This is a genomic window from Micromonospora sp. CPCC 205558, from assembly GCF_036902955.1.
Classification (GTDB): Bacteria; Actinomycetota; Actinomycetes; order Mycobacteriales; family Micromonosporaceae; genus Micromonospora.
In genome coordinates, this window is sequence record NZ_JBAKHR010000017.1 from 76,740 (window position 1) to 99,048 (window position 22,309).

A 22,309-nucleotide genomic window follows, 5' to 3' on the forward strand; every position below is an offset into this window, starting at 1 on the left:
GCATCCGATGCATGAGAGATCGGCATTTGGTGCGAGTGACCTCCGGAAATACAGGGCGCGGAAGACGTGAGTCCGATCACATCCGGAGGGGTCGGAGGTCAGCGGGACCCCGTCCTCCGGACCAACGTTGACACCACCATCGGGCGTCCCACACGCGCGTCAACGGATGCCCGGTAAACACACGCAAGCCCCTTACTGTTCGCCGGCGGGTGCACCCTCGCGGGCCAGGCTGGGCCCATGCTGGGGAACCATCGGCGACGCTGTCCGGTCATCGGTCACACGCCCGCCCTGGCGGGCTCAGGGCTGAGGCCGGCGCGATCGTCGGCGCGATCGTCGTACGCGGCGATGGCGTTCTTGGCCCGCCAGTAGGACCACTTGAGGTGGCGCCGGACGGTCGCTAGGGGTGGCACCTTCTCGCCGTACTTGGCCCGCAAGAACGCGGCGTTCCGAATCGACGCACCGTTGTGCACGGGCTTGTTGGGCTGCTCATTCGCGCCGGGGTCGCCAGCCGAGTCCGGCTGGTCGGTCGACACTCTGTCGGTCGACGTCGGTCCGTCGGTCGATGACGTGGCGTGCGGTCGGGGGTTGGTCGAGGCGTCTCCTTCCGGTCGGTCGGTCGGCTGCGGATCGGTCGGCTCGGCTGGCCGTCGGTCGGTCTGGTCCGAGTCGGTCGGCTGCGGCCCGGTCGGTCGGTTGGCGTCGAGTCGGTTGGCGTCGTCGGTCGGCGACTCGTCGGTCGGCCACGGGTCGCGGCATGCACTTCGGTCGGCCGCGTCGCCGACTCGCTCGAAGCCGGGCGGGGGGAGCAGTCGACCGGGCTCGGCCGGGCTCGCGGGATCAGCTTCGCGGGGAAGCTGCTCGGCGATGATGTCGAGCTGGCGCATCGCCCGGACGATCCGCAGCGACCCGTCCGGGCACAGGTAGTGGTACCAGTCGATCGACAGGTCGACGGTGTCGATGCCCAGCAGGATCGCCGTGCGGCACGCGCCAAAGGTGTCCCGGAAGGAGCCGATGCCCGGCGTCCACCGCCGCCACCCGTACGAGGGGAGAGTGCGGCTGCGCCGGTTGTCATCGCGTTGCACCCATTCGCGGACGCGACGCAGCACCAGTTCCATCAGCGCGGGGCCGAGGATCGACATCAGGGGGAAGAACCACCAGGCGTCGTCCGGTGCGCCCGCGCGGGTGCCGTGACGGTAGTTGGCGAACGCGCTGGTGCTGGCGAACACCCACACGAACAGGCCAAACGCGCCGGCAGGCTCGCCTCGGACGGCGCAGTAGACCATCAGCAGAACGCACACCGCAGCGGCAGCGTCGAGGGCGATGAAGACCACCGCGGCCCAGAAGCGGTCCAGACCGAGGCCGGTGGGCGAAGCCGCCCAGTCAATGAGGTCCTGGGCGGACAGCGCGACCGGCGCGGCGACGACCACGGCCATCAGCACTGCCACCACGACCAGGCCGACGCGCGCTCCGTTGCTCAGCTGGGTCGGGGAACGGTCCTTGCGGCGGCGAACGACTTCCCGCTTCGGCCGGGCCGGGCGCGGCCGGGGCCGCCGGCCGGTCGGCCGGTCGTCGGTCGGCGTCGGCGCGGGCGTCGTCGGTCGGCCGGCGGGGCCGGTCGGGTCCGACGTCGGTCCCTCGCCCAGCCCAGCGCGGTCGGTCGCCCGTCGGTCGGCGTGATCGCGTCGGTCGGTCTGGTCGGTCGTCGGTCGGTCAGCCTGGTCGACGGCCGACCGGCCGACGGCGGCGAATGGCTTGCCGAGTTGGGGGAGCGGTCGGTCGGCCGTTCGACTGTGAGCGTGCACGATCGTTTCAAGGCCGAGCATGGTCGGCGGACGCGGCGTAGTCGGTTGGGCGCTCTCGGCCAGACCGGCTTCGGGCACCGAGGGCCGTAATGCAAGTCGGTCGATAGTCGGTCGGTCGGTCGGTCACACCACCCACGATGGCACATCCGCAACATGTGCCACATCCGCAACATCAATGATGGAGGCAATTTCCTCCACACGCCTACGGGTTCTGCCACCCGCGCGTAGGCGCCAGTGGGCGCAGCGCGGAGGGGTGCCGTAGCGTGGCTGAAGCCACCGTCACCGCGACGCGGACGCGGCACTCGAACGCGTCCAAGACCAGCTCAACCACGCCGCAGCCGCACGACCCGCCGCTACGACCACGGAGGCCGGCGAGTTGACTGCACCCCTGCTTCAGTCCAGCGAGTCCGCGATGGAGCCATCGTCAGTGAGGCCGAATCGGCGCAAACGTTCGGCGCTGGCTTTGTCGCCAGCCCGCTCCCGCGCTTGGGCGATGCGCTCCAGCGCGCCGGCTTCGCCGTAGTTGACCGCCTGCTGATACAGGGTCTCTGCACCGGCCCAGTCGCCGGCCCTCTCCAACATCGCAATGAACCACCGCAGCGCGGTCAAGTTGCCCATGTCGATCGCCTGCTGGTACAGGGCCCCGGCACCAGCCTGGTCGCCGGCACTTTGCCGCCCCCTCGCCAGCATCAACATGATGCTGGTGTCGCCCCGCTCAGCGGCCTCGGCAGCCAGAAACTCAGCGCCAACCCAGTCACCTGCCTCGTGTCGCATCAAGGTCAACGTCCACAGCGCGTCCTCGTCGCCCCGCTCGTGCAGCTGCCGGTACAACGGCTCCGCTCCAGCCCGGTCGCCGGCCAAGCGTCGCAGGTCAGCCAGTTCGATCAGCACGATGGTGCTGCCCCGGTCGGCCGCCTCGGCCGCCAATGTCTCCGCGCCAGCCCGATCGCCAGCTTTCTCGCGCATCCGGGCGAGCCACCACAGCGCGACGGAACCGCCCTGGTCGGCCGCCCGCCGGTACAGGGCCTCGGCACCGTCCCGGTCACCGGCCTTGTCCCGTAGACTGGCTAGCTGCTCCAGCAGGAAGGTGTCGCCCCGCTCGGCCGCCTGGGCTGCCAGGGCTTCGGCACCGGCCCGATCGCCGGCCTTCTCCCGTACTTCGCTGAGCCTCCACAGCCCGAGTCGGTCGCCCTGGTCAGCCAGCTGCTGGTACAGGGCCGCAGCACCAGCCCGATCGCCAGCCTCCTCCCGCCCTTCCGCCAGCATCAGCAGCAGGCTGGTGTCGCCCTGGTCAGCCGCCAGAACTGCCAGGGTCTCAGCACCAGCCAGATCGCCAGCCTCCTCCCGCCCTTCCGTCAGTATCCGCAGCAGGGTGGTGTCGCCCTGGTCAGCCGCCAGAACTGCCAGGGTTTCAGCACCAGCCCGATCGCCAGCCTCCTCCCGTAACTCGCCGAGCCACACCATTGCGTCGGTGTCGCCCCTTCCGGCCGCCTGCTGGTACAAGGCCGCGGCGCCAGCCTGGTCGCCGGCACTTTCCCGCCCCGTCGCCAGCATCAGCAACGCTCTTGTGTCTCCCCACTCGGCCACCTGGGCTGCAAGGTCTTCGGAGCGAGCCCGATCGCCAGCCTCCTCCCATAACTCGCCGAGCCACACCATTGCGTCGGTGTCGCCCCTTCCGGCCGCCTGCTGGTACAAGGCCGCGGCGCCAGCCTGGTCGCCGGCACTTTCCCTCCCCCTCGCCAGCATCAGCAACACTCTTGTGTCGCCCCGCTCGGCCGCCTGGGCTGCAAGGTCTTCGGCGCGAGCCCGATCGCCGGCCCTCTCCCGTATCCCTGCGAGCATCTTCAGTGCCTCAACGTCGCCCCGCTCGGCCGCCTGCTCGTACAGCGCCTCGGCACCAACCCCGTCGCCGGCCCTCTCCCGTATACCTGCGAGCATCTTCAGTGCCTCAACGTCGCCCCGCTCGGCCGCCTGCTCGTACAGCGCCTCGGCACCAACCCCGTCGCCGGCCCTCTCCCGTATACCTGCGAGCATCTTGAGCGCCTCAAGGTCTCCCCGCTCGGCCGCCAACCGGTAGAGGCGGGCAGCGTGCCGGTAGCGGGCCCGGTCGGCTGCCGCGGTGGCGAGGGTCCTCAGCAAATCGGGGTCGGTGATGGTGGCGGCTGCTGTCCAAAAGCTGGCGGGGGGCAGCTCGCCTGCGCGTTTGGTACGGCCAGTTTGGTCGAGGTAGTCAGCAAGCCGGTAGGTCGGCTGTCCATGACCGGTTGGTGGATCTCCGGGGCGTGGGCGGATGCGGGTCACTGGACCGGGCACGCCTTTGCACGGTGTGGCGGTGTAGGCCAAGGCTTTTTCGAGCCAGTCGTCGGCCGCCTGTGACCATTCGTGGTCGGTGAGGTAGCCGGGTGCGGCCTGGTCTAGCAGCGAGTGCGGGATCGCGATGAGGTGACCGAGCCGGCGGGCGTCGATCGCCACGTCGATGACGGCCCGAGCGGGCCCCTCTGCGTTGTGATAGCGGCTCAACAGCTCCGGCACGCCTGCTAGATATTGGGTGACCTGGCCAGCCTCGGCGTTCTCGGCGGCCTGCCGCAGCCGAGGATCGGCATGAGCTGTCAAGTCCCGTACTTCGGCACTGGTGAACGTCTCGGGTACCCGCACGTCGGTGCCGTCGAGCAGTTCGCGGGCCTGGGCGTAAGGGTCAAGCTGGCCAGAGCTCGGGCGAGTGGTTAACGTGCTCCAGGGTTCCGGCCACAGTGTTGCCAGGACCAGCACGGGCGCCCGGGCTGGGTCCTCCAGCAAGGTACGCAGCCCGGCCGCGATTCGTTCGCCGAGCACCGGATCGGCAGGCAGCAGGTAGTGCTGCACCTCATTGAGCCACACCACCGTCGTCGGGCCGACTTTACCGATTGCCGCAGCAGCGGCACCCGGCTTGGATGGATCCTTCGGATGCCACACCCACCACCGGTCGTCGTCCTTGGCGAGACGCTGAATTGCCTCCCAGCACGCTCGTGTCTTGCCGGTCGACGACCCACCCACCAACGTCACCATCCGGCTCTTGCCCCCGGCGACCTCATCCACTGCCCGGCAGATCCGGACGTCGTGCGCGCGTGGCACGTAGTCCGGGAGCACTGGCAGCGATGCCCCCTGCTGCGGCATGTCGATCGCCCGGTGCACCTCCAGGTCGATGGGGTTCCACTCGCCGACCGGCCTACCCAACCGCTGCCTACCGGACGCAGCAGGTGCCGCTTTCGCTGCGATCCAAAGCTCGATGATCCGTTTCGCTGCCGGATGCCGGTCCCTGCCGTTATCGAGACGGGCAAGGACAGTGGCCAGGGACGCGACATCCTCCTGCTTCCCGGTCTCGCGACCACTGACGATTCTGCTGATCGGATCCCGCCCCGGGGAGCCGGGAAGGTCATCATCGGCGGCTATCAGCGCGGCGAGATCATCCAGGGTGTGAGTACCTGCGCGTAGATACAGGTCGTACAGCGCGTCGCGGAGATCACGCGCGGGTCCCGGCGGCAGCTCAACCTTCTCGATCTGTCTGTGCTTGCTCACAGACGCCCGTCGGGACTCGTCGGCACTCATCGCCGTCAAGCATCCACTACCAGGTACCGAGTGGTCACCCGTCGCTGCCCATCGCGTTGCGGACAGCGTCCCTGGACTCACCCGCAAGGTGGAGGAACAGCCGGCGCCGGCTCAACCGACATTCCTCAACCTCGCAGGAGCATGCAATGTCTCACTCCCAGCGCGATCACGACAACGGCCGGCACGCCAACCTCACCGCGGCGGCTGTCAGCGGCGTAATCTCCGGTCTCATCCGGGCAATAGCCGACTGGATCATCAAGACTTTTACCCGCGGCATCTGACAGTCTCCGCGGCCGTGCCCTGGCGACCGATCGCCCAGTCGCCAGGGCACGGCGGAGGAGACGTTGCTGACGACGTTCGCTGAACGAGTCATCGCAGCACCCGCCGCACAACATGACGGATCAGCTTCGGGTGCCCTGGTCACGCCGCTGGCCCACTGACCTGTCGCCGTACCTCGACACTGCACCCACCTCGGCTATCGATCGAGAGACCGTGGAGGTCAACGTGGGCCTTTCTGCAGCGACTCCACGGAGTACGGCAGATACCGGCTGTCCACGCCCAGACCTCGCATGAGCCGACCGAGCAGCCGCTCGACCACCGCGGACGTCTCCTCGGCAAGTTCCAAGGTGGTGGTGGTCGTCAGCTGCTCGTACTCGGCCCGGCTGTAGGGCACACCCATGTCCCCCCAGGTAACCCGGCCGTCAAACGGACCCACGTTCTTGAGGTTGTCCAGCAGGACTCCGACAGCCCATTGCCCTTGGTAGCCGCCAGCGCGCTCAGCCAAGTGGCCGGCCATCATCATCAAGCTGTGTGTCATCCCGAGAACGAGGACCGGGAAGACGACTGCCTCCGACTCGTCGGTCATGCGCGAGCTGACGGTGTCCGTGCCTCGGCCGCACGTTAGCGCGATCGAGCCGTCCTCCCTGAGGACCATCTCTACCAGGCTTGGCTCATCGAGGCGTCGGGGGTCGTTGTACGAGGTGAACGCAACCCCATCTGCTCGCCGTCGGGCCCTTGTGGCGGACGCCAAGGTCGGCGCCCACTGTCCGCCCAGATGCTGCGTGACGCTGCTTGCGATCGCCAGGATCTCCATTTGAAGGCTGGGGCCGGTGATGAACTCAACCATCGCATCGGCGGGTGTGGCCAGGGGTTGAGCGACCAGATACAGGTGTCCGCGCTGGTGGGGCTTCGGGCCGGGGTCTTCATCGCGCAGCACGCGTAGCTGTCGGCCAACGTCATGCTGGGTCTGAGTCCGAACAGCGATTGCCTGTCGTACTTCCTGGTCGCTGAGCTTGCGGTTGGCTCGGTCTCCGCGTCCGTAGTAGATGTTGTCGACCATGTGCGGTGCTTGCGCGCTGGGAGGAACGATGACGAGTAGGCAGCCCCACCCGGGCCGAGCCGGATCCACGATCGGAACGGACCGGACGATCACTGGCGGGTGCACCTTCATCCGAGCAACCTGATCGACCCTGTCGGCCAAGCCAGCTAGTTCGACACCTACAACCTCGCCGGCGCGGCTCTCGTGATCAACCACGCCGTACACCAGGAGGCCACCCTCCAGGGACATCGCGGCGACGTCGATGGCAAGGTCGTTGTTGCCAGGTCGTCCGGCCTTGAGTTCCCGCTTGAGGTCGACCCACCGCGATTCGTCGAGCAGCCCGCCAGCCGCGGCGCTCACAATGTCCTGCCAGTTGCGGGGTCGCCACATTCCGTGGTCGACTCCGAGATTGACGGCACCTGTGAAGTCCGCGCCCATGATCCTGCCTCCTGTACGCGTTCCGGTCGCAAGCGGCATGCCTAGTCGTAAAGGGTATGCGGCTTGCCAGACTGAGGCGGTTCCGCTGTCGGCGGGTTGTGGTGGTGGGGGCCGGCGTCGCTTCGAGCTGATGTGTTGGGCTGCAGGAGAACGAGATGCTGGGCGCGTCTTGCCGCCGACCGCCCGCCGCCGCTTCGTACCGGCTTGTGATTCCACCTGCCGAACCGCCGGCCATCGCGACACGCAAACGGGACCGCTAAGATCGGCGCACACGCGAGGCATTCAAGGGGCAACGATGAGCGATGGCGGAGACCTACGTAGCCGCTTGGCGCTCGGTTCCGACAACGACGCCGCGTGGTTGACCGTCGCCGAAGTCGTCCAACTGTTCAGTACCCCACACCGCCCAGTCAGCCGGTTCGCGGTGAATCGATGGCTCAAGGACGGAGTCACCATTGAGGGCGTGCGGCACGTGATCCGCTACAAATCGCAGCCGGCTGGCCGAATCTGCCATCCCGCGGACATCGCCGCGCTACTCGAAGCGTCTGAGCAGATTCGCTCTGCCGACGACCCTGGAGCTCTTACCGAATAACCCAACTGGGCTGCGCGACGATCCGCGCCACTGCGACGGACCCGCCTCGGCGGACTCGTGGACTTCCGCAGGGCAACCCAGATGCCACCTAATAGCGTCGAGGTGCGCCAGTACGCCCCGGGTGAGGTCCACGTCGGCGCCAATCAGCGCGGACGCCTCCCAGAGCTCGCCGTGAGCGCCCGACCGCGTGGGAGCTGACACGCGCATTCGCCTTCACAGGGCGAACGAGGAGCCCAGGATCGGCACCCGGCTAGCGATCCCACGCTGAAGTCCGAATGTTCAGGCAAACGGGACCTGGCAAGTTCGCTCGGAACCTGCAGACTCCGTCGTGGCTGTGGGTCCATATGGCATCTGACGACCGCGTGTCCACCGACACAACGCGCACCAGCGCCTGGCGCACCCCCGCAAAACAGACCTGACCGCGACGCGCATCGCGGTGGCACAGGGCCACTGCACACTCACGTGCTGGGCCACCGCGCCGCCGAACTCAGCCGTTCGGCTTAACTTCTGCCGCCCCGTGCCACGGTCTGGGGCTCCGTCCGACGGTCAAACGACGGTCAAACGATCAAAGGCGGGTTCCCGTCGCCCGAGAACCCGCCTGTTGACCTGCTGCTTCTTGGTGGAGCTGAGGGGATTTGAACCCCTGACCCCCTCGATGCGAACGAGGCGCTTAGGTGTTCATCGGGATTAGCAAGATCCCGAAAACCGATCGTCTGCGCCAACTGCGGCATCGGAGACACACGCACGCCACCCGCGCCCGTCACTACACCGATGGCTTGGCCCGTTCATCGCACGCGAAGCCCAGCCATCACGAGTCATGTCAGAGGGTGCGATTCGTTGGTGAGCGCCGCCAAGGCGGCGGCAACCTCCTGCAGGGTGGCTCGCACATACGTTGCCGTGGTGCCCGCGTCACTGCCATGTTCCGAATGACCGGCATAGGCACGTGCGACGCCGTAACCAAAATTCCGCTCCACCCACGTGAGCGTCGTGTGTCGCAGCCAGTGGGTGCTGATCTGCTGCACGTAGACCCAGGGTAGGTGCTCGCCGATGCGTACCCACAGGTGGTCGTAACGCCGGTAGGTGATGGGCTGCCCGTTGCGGTACCGCAGAAGTTGGCCCGTCTCCGTCGCGCCCCGCTCCTCGGCATGCCGTTGCAGATATCTCATCAGGGTTGGGGAGACTGGTTGCCACCGGACCGTGTCGCCCTTCTCGCGAAGCAGGATGAGGCACTGATCCGGATCAAGGTCGACCGAGCGAAGCGCCAGGGCTCCCCCGCGGCGACAGGCTGTCTCGGTGTGCAGTCTCAACAGCAGACTGTCGAGCGCTGGATCGTCACCCGTGCTTGCGGCAACCTCGTTGATCTCGGCTAGCCGAGTATCCGCCACCGCTCGCCGCGTGCTTGGTAGACGTCGCGGCTTCGCCACCTTCAAGGCAGGGTTGTCCGACGCCGAGATGAAGCCATCAGCAACTGCCCTCTTGTAGAGACACCGCAAGGCCGCAATCAGATGCTCCGCCGCACTGCGGCCTCCGCGTGCATTGCGCCGGGCCACAACGTGCGTCTTGACGTACTCCGCCAATTGCTCGATCTCCGACGGCGTCGGCTCGTCCAGCCTGCGCTGCCCCCAGTGCTCCACCACACGGTTCCAGTAGGAACCGTATGCACGTCGCGTCCCTGTCGTGACCGCAGCCGACACCACGGGGACGTATTCGGCGAAGGTCGGCGACGGAGGCCGAACCGCAGCCTCCAGAAGATCAGCAGGCGAGATGCCCATCCGAGCAAGAAGCAACCGAGCCGCGTCCAACTCAGCGTGACTCGCCGCAGCATCACTCATGCCCGCCCCCGAACACCGCATCATGAGTCTGCGTAATCATCTCGTCGAGCTTCGCCGGCGGGTGAACCACCAAGCGCGCGCTGCCTGGTTCAGCGACGATGAGTACACGGTCGCCGGCGGTGAGACCGCACCATTGACGGACCACTGCCGGCAGCCGAACGTGGCCCTCCTTCGTCACCTTGAAAACGCCCTGTATGTCGGCTGATACGACAATCAGCCCTCGGCGCTCCCTGATGTTCAATCGCAGTCCGGGGGTCCACTGGAGTTCCTTCATCACGGAGCCATCGGCGATTCGACCACGCGAATCGAGCGTCACCAGGCCATAGAAAGCTGCACGGCTTCGAGTGGCGGCAAGACTCGGAAGCGGTAGTGGTGGACGCCTCATTGCTGCTGCGGGAGAGCCCGGAGCAGCGCGCACGCCGGACGCCGGACCGGGCAGAACAACGGCGGGAATCGCTGACGAGCTGCTGCCGCGCGTCATTGGAGATCTCGCTGAGCGCCGGTCACTGAGAGTAACGCAAGGCGCAGTGTGGGATGGGTTTCAGCGGTGGTCAAGCATCCTTGACCACCGCCACGTCCATGTCGCACAGGTGATACGTTCTCGTGTCCGAGGGGGGACTTGAACCCCCACGCCCTATACGGGCACTAGCACCTCAAGCTAGCGCGTCTGCCATTCCGCCACCCGGACTTACACGTTCAGCCTACCTCGCCGACCAGATGATCTTTCCATCCGGTGGTCGGCACGGCGGGCCGCACGGGGAGTTACTGTACACGCCACTCGTGGATCATGCACATCGCCTTCCGGCGGCTCTCCCCCGGCGCTTCCGCCGCTGCTCAAGCCGCCTCAAACGCCGCTGCTCAAGCCGCCTCAAACGCGGCGCCGACACGCGGTCGAGGCGTGTCCGGGTAGCGTCCGGCGGCCCTCTGACGGCAGCATTGCCACGTGCCCCATCCCTCTCCCTTGGCAGCCGCCCAGCACCGAGCCCTCGCCCTGCGCGCCGCGGGCGACCTCAGCGCCGCCCGGCAACTGCTCGCGGAGGCCGTCGAGTCTGCTCCTCCGCCGTACGGTGACGACCATCCCGAGGTGCTGCACACCGCGCATCTGCTGGCGCGGCTGCACCGGGAGGGGGACGACCCGCCCGCCGCCCGCCGGGTGTTGGAGGAGGCGTTCGCGGCGGGCGAGCGACGCTGGGAGCATTCCAACCCGCTGATGCTCGCGCTCGCGTTCGAGCTCGCGGAGGTGGCGGAGGAGTTGGGAAACCGGCACGAGGCCCGCCGCAACTACACCCGCGTCGCCACCGCCGGGCCCGCCGCGCTCGGGGAGAACCACCCGGCGGTACGCGCCGCCCGCGACTACCTCGGCCCGCCCGCGTCGACGCCGGACGAGCCGCACCCGGCGCCGTCGCCCGGTCTGACCCCGGTGACCGAGCCGGGTGCCCGGTCGGCGCTCACCGGCCCGACCCTGTCGTTGGCGGCCCTCGCCGCGATGCGGCCCTCCGCCAGCGGCCCGCCGGCGGCCGTCTCACCCTGGGCACCGCCGCAACCGCCGGCCACGCCCCAGCCAAACCCTCCAGCGGTACGCGCACCCGCCGCGCCCACGTCGCCCAGCAACGCCATCCCAGCGCCTCGGACGACGCCCGTTCAGCCGGCAGCCCCCTCGATGGCGCCGAGGCAGCCCGGCCCGCCGACGGCCGCACCCAGACCTACGCCGACGACGCCGGCCGGGCAGCGACCGCCATCTGGGCCGACCGTGGCACCACGTCAGCGGGTGGGTGACCAGCCGACCTCTGCGGTGGTCGACGTGCCATCGCCGCCCGCGACCACCGCACCGGCAACACCGGCGGCGGCGACACCTCGCTGGGACAACCCCACGATCCGGGTACGACAGATCGAGCCGCTGCTCGCCGAAGAGGCCGCCCGAGCCGCCGCCGGGCCAACCGCGCCGGGCGATTCGCACATCGTGTCCGGCACCGAGGCGCCATGGCCGGGTAGCGCCGCCCCTCCCGGTGACCGCCCAGGGCCGGCCTACCCGACGAGCGGACCACCGACCCAGCCCATCAGCGCACCGCCTGTCACCCCGCATCCGATCTCCGCGCCACCCAGCCAGCCGTACCCGGTCTCCGGACCGCCGGCGCAGCCATACCCGGTCTCCGCACCACCCGGCTACGGGCCGCCTGTCTCCGCACCACCCGGGCACACCTACCCGGTCTCCGCACCACCCGGCTACGGGCCGCCTGTCTCCGGGCCGCCCTACGGACCACCCGTCTCCGCGCCTCCGGTGAGCGCGCCACCCGTGCCGCCCTGGGGATTGACCGCACCGCCCTGGAGCAGCAGCGCCCCACCACAGCCCCTGCCAACTCCAGGTGCCGACCCCGCCGCCCAGACCGCGACGCCTACCCAGCCGGTGACCGCTGGGCAGGGCACGGCGGCTGGGCAGACCATGATGGCCGCGGACGGCACCGGGGCGGACGGTGACTCCGGGCTGGGCATCCTCGATGCTCCGGTGCCGCAGAGCGGGCCGGCCGATGGCGCGCTGTCCGACCAGACCGTGGTGTTCCCGTCGCATGCCGGCCCGGCGGGGGTCGGGGCCAACCCGGGCTGGCCCGCCGCCACCCAGCCCGCCCCGACGGCCGCGCAGACGAACCCCACCGCCGCCCAGCCCGCCCCGACGGCCGCGCAGACGAATCCCGCCCCCGCGCGGGCGAACGTCGCCGCAGCCCAGGTAGACCCGCGCATCGCTCAGGAGAGCCCTGTCGCCGTGCAGCCGAGCCCCGCTGCGCAGCCGACCTGGTCACCGGGCGTCGGCGTCGACCCGGCACGGCCGGCCGCACCGCCGCCGGTGCAGCAGTACCACAACCAGCCGGCCCAGGCGCCGTACCCGATCCAGGATCAGTACCAGGCGCCGTACCCGGGTCAGCAGTACCACCCGGTGCCGGACGCGCACCGGCCGGCGTACGCCGATGATGGTGGGTCGACGGGCCGCAACCGGGCAGCGCTGATCGGCGCGGTCGTGGCGGCCGGGGTGGCCGTCGTGGCGGTGGCGGGTCTGGGCGCGGTGGTGCTGACCCGCGACGACCCGCCGCCGACCGGGGCTCCGACGGCAGCGGCGACGCAGGCACCGACGGCAGCGGCGGGGCAGGCACCGACGGCGGCGGGGCAGGCTCCGAGCGGCCTGAAGCTGCGCGACGATTCGGCCACGATCACGTTGACCTGGACGGACCCGACCGGAGGTGCGGTGCCATTCATGATCGCCGCCGGTCGGGCCGGGCAGGCGTTGGGTGTGATCGCCACCGTGGACCCGGGCCGGACCAGCTACACGGTCAACGGCTTCAACTCCCGGGTGGATCACTGTTTCACCGTGTTGGCGGTCTACTCCACTGACAGCTTTGCGACTTCGGGACAGGTCTGCACCGCGCGGGAGCGCAAAGCCACTCCGAGCGGGACGCCCTCCGGCCGACAGTCGCCGCGCTGATTCGAGCGGGCACCGGGCTGAGTCGAGCGGAAACCGGGCTGAGCTGGACGTCCACAACGCACACGCTCGGTATCCACAGGGGTGACGGTGCGGGTTCCCCCGCCACCACCAGCGCCATATGATGGCACCCGGCTCAGGGGAGGGGTCGCCGCAAGGCGTGCGCCACCTGCCACGACTCAGGGGAGGCAGCCGGCTGTGGCCAGCATCGACGACGCCGTACAGACCGAGGCCCCCCGCTCCCGGTCCCGGCTGCGCGGCGGGCTGGTGACCGTCGGCACGGTGACCGCGCTGCTGGCCGCCATGGGCCTGACCGTCCTCGGGTTGGGCGCGGCGGACAACGCGGTGGCCAACTACGACGCGAGTTCCTGGTTGTGGAGCGCGGCGCGCAGCGAGCTGGCCCGGGTCAACGGGGTCACCGCCCGGGTGGACACGCGCACCGAGATCCCCGCGGCCCGGCAGCACCCGATGCAGATCACTCAGACCGACCGGTTGCTGCTCCTGCGTGACCTGCAGACGGGGCAGGTCAGCTCGCTGGATCTGGCCACCCTCCAGTTGAGCGCGACCACCCGGACCACCCCTGGCCTAGGCGTGAGTGTCGCGCTGCACGAGGACGCGGCGTTCGTCGTCGACGCCGTGCAGGGCATCGTCCGGCAGCTCGATCCGCGATCGTTGACGCCGGTCGGTGAGCCGGTGCGCTATCCGCCGGGCATCACCGGCGGCACCTTCGACGGTAAGGGTCGCCTCTGGATCGCGGTGCCCAGCGAGGGCACCGTCTCGGCGATCACCGCCGCCAAGCTGCCGTCCGCGCCGGCGTCGGCCGCGCCGGCGGGTGCCGGGCTCAGCCCGCAGCGGGTCGAGTCGTACGACGTCGCCGACGCCAGCCACGACCTGGCCGTCTCCACCCTGGACGACGGGGTGGCGGTGCTCGACCGGACGGCCGGGAAGCTGGTGCGGGTGCAGGGCGGTGAGGTGCACCCGACGCCGCTGACGCTGTCGGGCACGGCGGCGCTGCCCGCGCGCACCAGCGGCCCCCGGGTGCCGGTCACGGTGACCGCCGACCGGCGGGTGCTGCTGGTGGGTGACGGTGGGCAGGAGAGCGCGTTCACGGTCCCGGGCGAGGGGGGTCGGCTCAGCCCGGCGGTGGCCTGGGCGGACCGGTTCTACTGTGCCGACGAGGCCACCGGCACCATCTACTCCTTCGACGCGGCGGGCCAGCTGGTCGAGACCATCCGTGGGCGGGCCAACGGGCCGTTGGAGCTGGAGGTCCGGGAGAACCACCTGTTCATCAACTCCCCCGACTCGGCGACCGCCCGGGTGGTGGACGACAAGCACCAGGTGCGCGAGGTCAACAAGTACGCCAACGACGTGCTCGGCGGTGACCCACCGCCGGTTCCCCCGCCGCCGCCCCCACCGAAGAAGCCCCGGGTGGGCAAGCCGAGCGCGCCGCGCAGCGTCACCGCCGCCGCCGGCAACGCCCAGGCGCGGGTGAGTTGGCGGCCGGCCGCCGCCAACGGCGCCGAGATCATCAAGTACGTGGTGGAGGGTGCCGACCAGCGCGTGGAGGTGGGTGCCAACCAGCGCGCGGTGGAGGTCAAGGGTCTGACCAACGGCGAGACGTACCGGTTCTCGGTGCACGCGGTCAACGCCAAGGGCGACGGCCCGCCGCGCAACAGCAACCCGGTGACGCCTACCGCCGCGGTCCCCGACCCGCCGGCGAGCGTCACCGCGCAGGAACGGCCGGACGGCACGGTGCTGGTGAAGTGGCCGGCGGCGAACGGCCAGGGCAACACCATCGCGAGGTACGCGGTGACGGCCAGTTCGGCGGGAACGAACGCGCCGGCCGGCGAGTCGACAAAGACGGAGCTGGTGGTGCCCGCCGGTGAGCTGGAGTTCGGCACCCAGTACGCGTTCACCGTGGTGGCGGTCAACAGCAAGGGCGCCGGGTCGGCGGCGTCGCCGGTCAGCAACACGGTGGTGCCCTTCGCGGCGCCCGGTCGGCCGCTCAACCTGCGCGCCGGCACGGTCGCCAACCAGCCGGGTGCGGTGACGGTGCAGTGGGCGCCGGCCGAAGCCAACGGTCGGCCGGTGACGAAGTACCTGGTGGACGTCGGTGGGCGGGTCAGCGAGGTGACCGAGACCCGCACGACCGTCACCGGGCTGGGCAACGGCCAGAACGTCACGGTGAAGGTGAAGGCGGTCAACGAGGCGGGGCCGGGGCCGGAGGCCACCGCCACCGCCCGCACGGTCGCCGAGCCACGGGTCACCGTGACCGGCTCCTCGTCGACGGCGACCGGGGCGACGGTGACGTTCACAGTGGACGCCGGCGGGGGCCAGGCCACCTGCGCGCTGAGCACGGCGGGCGAGCCGGCGAAGGCCGGGGCGTGCTCCAGCATCACGATGACGGGCCTCACGCCGGGCACCGATTACACGTTCACGGTGACGGCCACCAACGCCGCCGGTAAGGGCACGGCGACGAAGGCGGAGAAGACGCTGCCGCTGTACGGCATCGCGACCTGCAACAACGGGCCCGACGGCGACCAGCGGACCTACTGCGACAAGGAGGTCGACGGCCGCAACGGCAACGAGGTCTTCAAGGTCACCCGGCAGGACAACGACCAGCAGGCCGGCTGGGCGAAGCCTGGCACCCGGCTGCAGGCGTACTGCAAGAAGTCCGGTGAGGACGTCGACTCCTGGATCTACAACAACCAGAAGCGCAGCACCTGGTGGGTGCAGGTCAACTACAAGGGGAAGAACTACATCCCGTGGGCCTGGCTCAACCTGGAGGGCGGCGACACCATCAACACCCTGCCCACCTGCTGAAACACCAGGCGAGGAGCACCACCGACAGTGAACACCCACGAGCCGCTCACCCAGCCGGAGGTGCAGGGTTTCGCCGCCCTGGCCGCCCGGCTGGCCGAGAACGTCAACGCCGTGGTGCTCGGCAAGCCGCAGGTGGTGCGGCTGGCGCTGACCGCGCTCTTCGCCCAGGGGCACGTGTTGCTGGAGGACGTGCCCGGGGTGGGTAAGACGACCCTGGCCCGGGCCATCGCCGCCACGGTGAAGGGTGAGTGGCGGCGCATCCAGTTCACCCCCGACCTGCTCCCCTCGGACGTGTCCGGCGTGACGATCTTCAACCAGGCGAGTCGGGACTTCGAGTTCCATCCGGGGCCGGTCTTCGCCAACATCGTCATCGCCGACGAGATCAACCGGGCGTCGCCGAAGACCCAGTCGGCGCTGCTGGAGGTGATGGAGGAACGCACCGTCACCGTGGACGGGGTCCGGCACCCGGTGCCGTCGCCGTTCCTGGTGGTGGCCACCCAGAACCCGGTGGAGATGGACGGCACCTACCGGCTGCCCGAGGCGCAGCTGGACCGGTTCCTGGTGAAGCTGTCCGTGGGGTACCCGGACGAGGCGGTCGAGGTCGAGGTGCTGCGCGGCGCGACGGTGCGCTCCCCCGAGGCGCTCGCCCCGGTCACCGACACCGCCACCGTCGGCGAGATGGTCCGGATGGCCCGTCGGGTGCACATCGCCGAGCCGCTCTACGCGTACGCGGTCCGGTTGGCCGCTGCCACCCGCACGCACCCGCAGGTGCGCGTCGGGGTCAGCCCCCGGGGCGTGATCGCGTTGACCCGTGCGGCGTGCGCGTACGCGCTGATCGACGGGCGGGGCTGGATCATGCCGGAGGACCTGAAGGCGCTCGCCGAGGCGGTGTTCGCGCACCGGCTCCTGCTCACCCCGGACGCGCAGGTGCGCGGGGTGACCGCCGCGGAGGTGCTGCGCCAGGCCGTCGCCTCGGTGCCGGTGCCGCTGCCGTCGGGGCAACCCGCTCCGGTGCAGGGCTGACCGGCAGCAGCGCGATGGGGATCACCGCCCGTGGAGTCGGGCTGCTCGTCGCCGCCGTCCTGCTGCTGGGGGTGGGTTTCCGGTTCGCGTACCCCGAGTTGACGCTGCTCGGCGCGGCGGCCGGCGCTGCCGTCGGCTACGCCGCGCTGGTCGCGGTCTGGCGGCCCCGGTTGACGGTGACCCGCCGCGCGGACCCGGACCGGGTGGCGCGCGGCGAGCCGGCGAGCATGACGTTGACCGTGCGCAACACCGGCCGGTTGCGGCCGGCGAACCTGCTGGCCGAGGACCGGTGCGGGGAGCGGACCGTGCCGGTGCCGGTGCTGCGCCTGCGGCCTGGTAGGGACACCGAGGTTCGCTACGACGTGCCGACCGACCGTCGTGGGGTGGTGCCGGTCGGTCCACTGCGGGTGACCCGCCGCGACCCGCTGGGGCTGGTGGCGCTGGCCCGCCCGTACGGTGCGACGGTGCCGGTCTGGGTGCACCCCCGGATCCACCCGCTGACGGCGGTGCCCACGGGCGCTGGGCGCAGCCTCGACGGCCGGGTGGACGGGGTCCCACACGGGTCGATCACGTTCGACTCGCTGCGCGAGTACGTGGTCGGCGACGAGCTGCGCCGGGTGCACTGGCGCACCAGCGCCCGGGTGGGTGAGCTGATGGTGCGGGAGAACGTGGACACCAGTCTGCCGCGCCTGGTCGTCCTGCTGGACAACCGCGCCGCCGCGCACCCGCAGCGGGTCGGTGGGGTGGCGGAGTCGTTCGAGTCGGCCTGTGAGGCGGCGGCGTCGGTCGTGACCGCCGCGCACCGCGCCGACCTGCCGGTGTTGTTGCTGTTGGTCGCCGCCGAGCCGATCGACGCGCCCGACGCCGACGCCGCGCTCGGGCCGCTGGACCGGCTCGCCGCCGCCGACCTGTCCGGCGACGCCGACGCGGTGCGTGCGGCCACCACCCGGCTGCGGCGGGACCGGCTCGGCGACACGCTGATCTTCCTGACCGGGCCGGGTGGTCGGGACGAGTTGGGGCACGTCGGGGCGCTGCGTGGGGCGTACCCGTCGGTGGTGGTCGGTGTGTTCGGCGCGGCCGAGCCGACGCCGCCGGGCACCGCCGGCCTGGTGGTCGTCGACGCGGCGGACGGCGCGCAGTTCGCCGCCGAGTGGGACGGGGTACGCCGGTGGTGACGGGCGTCGTGCGGGTACTGCGGGCGGCGGTCCTTCCGCTGGTGTTGATCGGGTTGACGGCGCTCGCCGGGCTGGTGCTCGGCCGGGTGTACGCGGGTGGCCTGCTGACCTGGCTGGTCATCGGCGCGGCGGCGGGTTCGGTGCTGGTGAGCGTGGCCGCCCGGCGGCTGCCGTCCTGGCTGGTGGCGCCGGTGTCGATCGCCGCGATGGCCGGTTGGACACTGTGGTCGTTGCGGCTGGCCGCCGCCCGCGCCGAGTTGTCGGGCGGTCTGCTGGAGGTCACCACGGACGCTGCCCGCAATGGCATCCCCCGGCTGCTCACCGCCATGATCCCGGTGGAGCCCACACCGGACACGGTGTTGGTGCCGGTCGTTGCCGCCTGGCTGGCCGGGCTGGCCGGCGCGGAGGTGGCGCTGCGCACCGGCCGGGTGCTGCTGGGCTACCTGCCGGCGGCGGGGCTCTACGCCGCCGCCCTCTACGTGGTCGGCCCGAACGCCGCACCGGCAGTGGGGGCGACGCTGGCGTTCGTCGCGATCGCGGCGGTCGGTCTGGCCACCCCCACCCGGACAGCGCCGGGCGGCGGCGACCCGACCGCCGACCTGACCCCCCGGGTACGCGCGGCGGTGCGGTTGCGGCTGGCCGCCAGCGCGGCGCTCGGGGTGGCAGTGGTGGTCGGGTTGGTCGCGCTGCTCGGCCCGGTCGTCGCGAAGCAGGTCGACGGCCGGCCGGTGGACCCGCGCCGGTACGTGGAGCCGCCGCAGGTGCAGACCCTCGACGAGAACCCGTTGATCCGGATCTCCGGCTGGGCGCTGCACCCGGAGCAGAAACTCCTCGACGTGAGCACGGAACGCCCCGCCGCCGCAGCGACGGACCCGGCGGCACAGACCGCTCGCGGTGTGCGGATCCGGTTGGCGGTGCTCAGCGACTACGACGGGGTGACCTGGCGGGTCGGCGCGACGTACCGCAACGCTGGCCGGATCCTGCCGGCCGCGACCGCGCCTCGCGACAGCACTGTGCAGACGGTCCGGCAGCAGATCAGCGTGGCCGAGTTGAGCGGTCGACTGCTGCCCGCCGTGGCGACGCCCCAGGAGGTCAGCGGCGCGCGGGTGGCGTACGACCCGGCCAGCGGCACACTGATCCGGCCGGAGGGGCTGACGCCGGGGCTGCGGTACACGGTGACCTCCGCCGAGGAGCGCCCCGACTCGAACCTGTTAGCCACCGCGAACGTGCCCGCCGGTGACGAGGTGGCCCGGGTGCTGCGGGTCGCCGACGGGGTGCCCGACCCGATGCGCCGGCTCGCCGCGCAACTGGCCGAGGAGAACGGCGCGCCGTTCACGCGGGCGTTGGCGATCGAACAGTTCCTGGCCGAGCACTACCGGGTGGTGGCGGACGCGCCGAGTGGGCACGCGTACCCGAATCTGGGTTTCTTCCTGTTCGGGCCCCGCAACGGCGGCGGGCAGGAGGGCACCTCGGAGCAGTTCGCGGCGGCGTTCGCGGTCCTCGGCCGGCTCTCCGGGCTGCCCACGCGGGTGGTGGTGGGTTTCCGGACCAGCGGGCAGGGGCCGGTGCTGGCCGGTGACGCCTACGCCTGGCCGGAGGTGCTCTTCGACGGGCTGGGGTGGGTGCCGTTCGACCCGCTGCCCCGCCCGAATGACGAGCCGAGGCCGGTGGAGGAGGATTTCCGCCCGACGCCGGAGGACCCACCGCCGTCGGAGGCGCCGGCACCGACCGCGGAGCCGAGCGCCTCGCCGGAGCCGGTGGCCGCCGCCGACGGGCCGCCGCGCCCGGACGGGGTCTCCACGCCGGTGCTGGTCGCCGGTGGCGGCGGCGGTCTGCTGCTGGTGGTGGGGGCGTTCCTGCTCACCCTGGTGGCGATGCGCCGTTCCCTCAGCCGCAGCCGGCTCGGGCGCGGCGACCCCGGCCAGCGCATCGCCGGCGCCTGGCGGGAGGTCACCGACGCGCTCCGGCTGGCCGGACAACCCGTCGGTGACGACCTGGCCGCCACCGAGGTGGCCAGGCACGCCCGTGAGGCCCTCGCCGACGCCCGCCGGGCCCGGAGCGGACGTGGCGCGACAGGCGGGCCCGCCGATCCGGACACCGCCGCGCCCACCGGCGACACGGCGGTGGCAGGCACGCTCAGCCCGGCCGTCGCGGAGTTGGCCGCGCTGCTCAACCAGGTGGGTTTCGCCCCCGGCGCCGCGACAGCCGACCAGGCGGACCGCGCGGCCGAGGTGGCCACCACCTACGTGGCCACCCTGCGCTCAGCACGCCCCTGGTGGCGTCGTCTACTCTGGTCCGTCCACCCGGCACCCCTACGCCGCCCTCGCTAGTCAAGTCCGCGAGCGGTCTGCGCGATCTTGCACTTTCTGCACCGGCATAAGGGGCATTGGGTGCAAGTAGACAACCAGAACCGCAAGATCGCCGAGCCGACCGCGGGGCGCGGGATCTCGACGTACTCGGGGGGTCAGGCGGTCAGCCGACGGATGAGTTTGCGCATGCCGGCCTGCCAACCGTCCGGGTCCTCGGCGCGGCGGCGGGCGTAGTCGGCGACCTCGGGGTGCGGCAGGATCAGGAAACGTTCCTCGGCCAGCCCGGCGATGGCCGCGTCGGCGACCTGGTCCGGGGTGAGCACCGCACCGGACGCGGCGACCACCCGGGCGCCGAGGTGACCGTCGGCGAGCCCGTCGGCGAGCATCGGGGTGTCCACCCCCTGCGGGCAGAGCGCGCTGACCCGGATGCCCCGGTCCCGGTAGGTGATGGCCAGCCACTCGGCGAACCCCACCGAGGCGTGCTTCGTCGCGGTGTACGCGGCGTCGCCCACCGCCGTCAGCACACCCGCCGCGGAGCAGGTGTGCAGCAGGTGCCCACCGCCGCGGGCGAGCATTCCGGGCAGCACCGCGCGGGCCGAGTAGACGTGGGCGAGCACGTTGACCCGCCAGGCGCGGTCCCAGCCGGCGTCGTCGACCTCCACTCCCCCGCCGGTGGTCACCCCCGCGTTGGCGCAGAACAGGTCGATCCGGCCGTACCGCTGCTCGGTGTCGGCGACCAGCGCGCGGACCTGCTCCTCGTCGGTGACGTCGACGGCGTGGGCGTGCGCGACCGGGCCGATGCCCTCGGCCACCGCGCGGACCGCGTCGGCATCCACGTCGGCGACCACCACGGCCGCGGCCCCCTCGGCGGCGAACCGGCGGGACAGCGCCGCGCCGATGCCGCCCGCCCCGCCGGTGACCACCACGATCCGGTCGGTGAGGTTCACGCGGACGCCTCCACGAGGTTGGTGCCCAACCGGGCGATGAGGTTGAGCAGCGCGTCCGCGCCGCCGGCGGTGACCTCGGGGGTCGGCAGCAGCGCGATGATCGGCACATCCACACCGGTGTCGGCGTAGCGACGCACCTCGGCGCGGCACCGCTCCGGTGAGCCGTGCAGCACCAGCGCGTCGACCACCTCGTCGGGCACCGCCGCGTTGGCGCCGCGCCGGTCACCGGCGGCCCAGGCCGCCCACATGGGCGCGAGCGCCTCGTCGCGGCCGAGCCAGCGGTGGAACTCGGCGTACGCTCCGACCGTGAGGTAGCTGGTGATGAGCCTGCGGCCCAACGCGCGGGCGTACGCGGTGTCCTCGGTGGGGCAGACGAAGATCCGGGCGGCGACCTCGAAGCCGGCGCGGCGCTCGCCCAGCTCGGCGAGGGCGCGCGGCACGTCGTCGGCGCCGAGCCAGTTGAGGATGACCCCGTCGGCCTCCGCGCCGGCCAGCCGGAGCATCCCCGGGCGCAGCGCGGCGAGCACGATCGGCGGCGGCACCGCCGGCGGTCGTTCCAGGGTGAACCGGCGGACGGTGAACGTGTCGTAGGCCTCGTCGACGGTTTCGCCGGCCAGCGCGGCGCGCAGGAAGCGCAGGACGTCGCGGGTGCGGCGGAACGGCTCGTCGAACGGCACCGCGTTCCAGTCCCGCACGAGCACGGGTGAGGACGCGCCGATGCCGAGCGAGAACCGGCCCGGCGCGGCCTCGGCCAGCGCCGCCGCGCTCATCGCCAGCAACCCGGGGCCCCGGGTGAAGACCGGTGTGATCGCGGTGCCGAGCCGCAGCCCGGGCTGCCAGGCCGCGGCGAGCGCCAGCGGGGTGAACGCGTCGGCCCCGGCGACCTCGGACGACCAGACGTCGGTGAACCCGGCCCGGTCGAGGGCCGCGTAGGCCGCGTCGTGCTGCGCCAACGCGATCCCGCCCAGCGGCACCGTCATGCCCCATCGATTCGTCACC

Annotated in this window: 14 protein-coding genes and 1 tRNA gene; 7 read left to right on the forward strand and 8 right to left on the reverse strand. The window is 71.2% G+C overall.

The window, feature by feature from the left end; genetic code table 11:
• Positions 1-275 precede the first annotated feature (275 nt).
• Complete coding sequence (locus V6U86_RS20105; protein ID WP_334505393.1) at positions 276-1,880, reverse strand: hypothetical protein; 1,605 nt, start codon at positions 1,878-1,880, stop codon at positions 276-278.
• Between the two features lie 315 nt (positions 1,881-2,195).
• Complete coding sequence (locus V6U86_RS20110) at positions 2,196-5,357, reverse strand: hypothetical protein (RefSeq protein WP_334505394.1); 3,162 nt, start codon at positions 5,355-5,357, stop codon at positions 2,196-2,198.
• Positions 5,358-5,533: 176 nt separating this feature from the next.
• Between V6U86_RS20110 and V6U86_RS20115 the strand changes: the two genes are divergently transcribed.
• On the forward strand, positions 5,534-5,668 hold the full coding sequence (locus tag V6U86_RS20115; protein ID WP_334505395.1) for a hypothetical protein: 135 nt from the start codon (positions 5,534-5,536) through the stop codon (positions 5,666-5,668).
• Between the two features lie 218 nt (positions 5,669-5,886).
• Here V6U86_RS20115 and V6U86_RS20120 read toward each other — a convergent pair whose 3' ends face one another.
• Positions 5,887-7,143: an AlbA family DNA-binding domain-containing protein gene (locus tag V6U86_RS20120; protein WP_334505396.1), complete on the reverse strand. Its 1,257-nt coding sequence runs from the start codon at positions 7,141-7,143 to the stop codon at positions 5,887-5,889.
• 295 nt (positions 7,144-7,438) lie between these two features.
• On the opposite strand from V6U86_RS20120, the gene V6U86_RS20125 reads away from it, so the two are divergent.
• Complete coding sequence (locus tag V6U86_RS20125; RefSeq protein WP_334505397.1) at positions 7,439-7,732, forward strand: hypothetical protein; 294 nt, start codon at positions 7,439-7,441, stop codon at positions 7,730-7,732.
• An 815-nt stretch (positions 7,733-8,547) separates the two neighbouring features.
• Here V6U86_RS20125 and V6U86_RS20130 read toward each other — a convergent pair.
• From V6U86_RS20130 to V6U86_RS20140, 3 genes are all read right to left on the reverse strand, one after another.
• Positions 8,548-9,504, reverse strand: a complete 957-nt coding sequence (locus V6U86_RS20130; RefSeq protein ID WP_334505398.1) for a tyrosine-type recombinase/integrase — start codon at positions 9,502-9,504, stop codon at positions 8,548-8,550.
• A 52-nt stretch (positions 9,505-9,556) separates the two neighbouring features.
• The gene (locus V6U86_RS20135; RefSeq protein WP_334505399.1) at positions 9,557-9,880 is read right to left on the reverse strand and encodes an AbrB/MazE/SpoVT family DNA-binding domain-containing protein; all 324 of its coding nucleotides are present in this window, start codon (positions 9,878-9,880) and stop codon (positions 9,557-9,559) included.
• Between the two features lie 288 nt (positions 9,881-10,168).
• A tRNA-Leu gene (locus V6U86_RS20140) sits at positions 10,169-10,252 on the reverse strand.
• A 255-nt stretch (positions 10,253-10,507) separates the two neighbouring features.
• Here V6U86_RS20140 and V6U86_RS20145 point away from each other — a divergent pair.
• The 5 genes from V6U86_RS20145 (at position 10,508) to V6U86_RS20165 (ending at position 20,384) form a co-directional block, all read left to right on the forward strand.
• Positions 10,508-13,036: a tetratricopeptide repeat protein gene (locus V6U86_RS20145; protein ID WP_334505400.1), complete on the forward strand. Its 2,529-nt coding sequence runs from the start codon at positions 10,508-10,510 to the stop codon at positions 13,034-13,036.
• Between the two features lie 195 nt (positions 13,037-13,231).
• Entirely contained in the window at positions 13,232-15,856 is a 2,625-nt protein-coding gene (locus V6U86_RS20150; RefSeq protein ID WP_334505401.1) for a fibronectin type III domain-containing protein, read from the forward strand.
• 27 nt (positions 15,857-15,883) lie between these two features.
• A complete protein-coding gene (locus V6U86_RS20155) occupies positions 15,884-16,879 on the forward strand; it encodes an AAA family ATPase (protein WP_334505402.1) in 996 nt (331 codons plus the stop codon).
• 14 nt (positions 16,880-16,893) lie between these two features.
• Positions 16,894-18,054: a DUF58 domain-containing protein gene (locus V6U86_RS20160; RefSeq protein WP_334505403.1), complete on the forward strand. Its 1,161-nt coding sequence runs from the start codon at positions 16,894-16,896 to the stop codon at positions 18,052-18,054.
• Positions 18,051-20,384, forward strand: coding sequence for a transglutaminaseTgpA domain-containing protein (locus tag V6U86_RS20165; RefSeq protein ID WP_334505404.1), 2,334 nt, complete (start codon positions 18,051-18,053; stop codon positions 20,382-20,384). Before V6U86_RS20160 ends, V6U86_RS20165 begins: the two co-directional genes overlap by 4 nt.
• A 134-nt stretch (positions 20,385-20,518) precedes the next feature.
• Here V6U86_RS20165 and V6U86_RS20170 read toward each other — a convergent pair whose 3' ends face one another.
• Both V6U86_RS20170 and V6U86_RS20175 read right to left on the reverse strand, forming a co-directional pair.
• Entirely contained in the window at positions 20,519-21,310 is a 792-nt protein-coding gene (locus V6U86_RS20170; RefSeq protein WP_334505405.1) for an SDR family oxidoreductase, read from the reverse strand.
• Positions 21,307-22,290 carry an LLM class F420-dependent oxidoreductase gene (locus V6U86_RS20175; protein WP_334505460.1) on the reverse strand — a complete coding sequence of 328 codons (984 nt, stop codon included), beginning with the start codon at positions 22,288-22,290 and terminating at the stop codon, positions 21,307-21,309. The genes V6U86_RS20170 and V6U86_RS20175 overlap by 4 nt, the downstream gene beginning before the upstream one ends.
• Between the last annotated feature and the right edge of the window lie 19 nt (positions 22,291-22,309).

Bases quoted from the DNA above. Each gene is read 5' to 3' on its own strand.
- V6U86_RS20115 (WP_334505395.1), top strand. From the start codon at position 5,534: ATGTCTCACTCCCAGCGCGATCACGACAACGGCCGGCACGCCAACCTC.
- V6U86_RS20120 (WP_334505396.1), bottom strand. From the start codon at position 7,143: ATGGGCGCGGACTTCACAGGTGCCGTCAATCTCGGAGTCGACCACGGA.
- V6U86_RS20125 (WP_334505397.1), top strand. From the start codon at position 7,439: ATGAGCGATGGCGGAGACCTACGTAGCCGCTTGGCGCTCGGTTCCGAC.
- V6U86_RS20130 (WP_334505398.1), bottom strand. From the start codon at position 9,504: ATGGGCATCTCGCCTGCTGATCTTCTGGAGGCTGCGGTTCGGCCTCCG.
- V6U86_RS20160 (WP_334505403.1), top strand. From the start codon at position 16,894: ATGGGGATCACCGCCCGTGGAGTCGGGCTGCTCGTCGCCGCCGTCCTG.
- V6U86_RS20175 (WP_334505460.1), bottom strand. From the start codon at position 22,290: ATGACGGTGCCGCTGGGCGGGATCGCGTTGGCGCAGCACGACGCGGCC.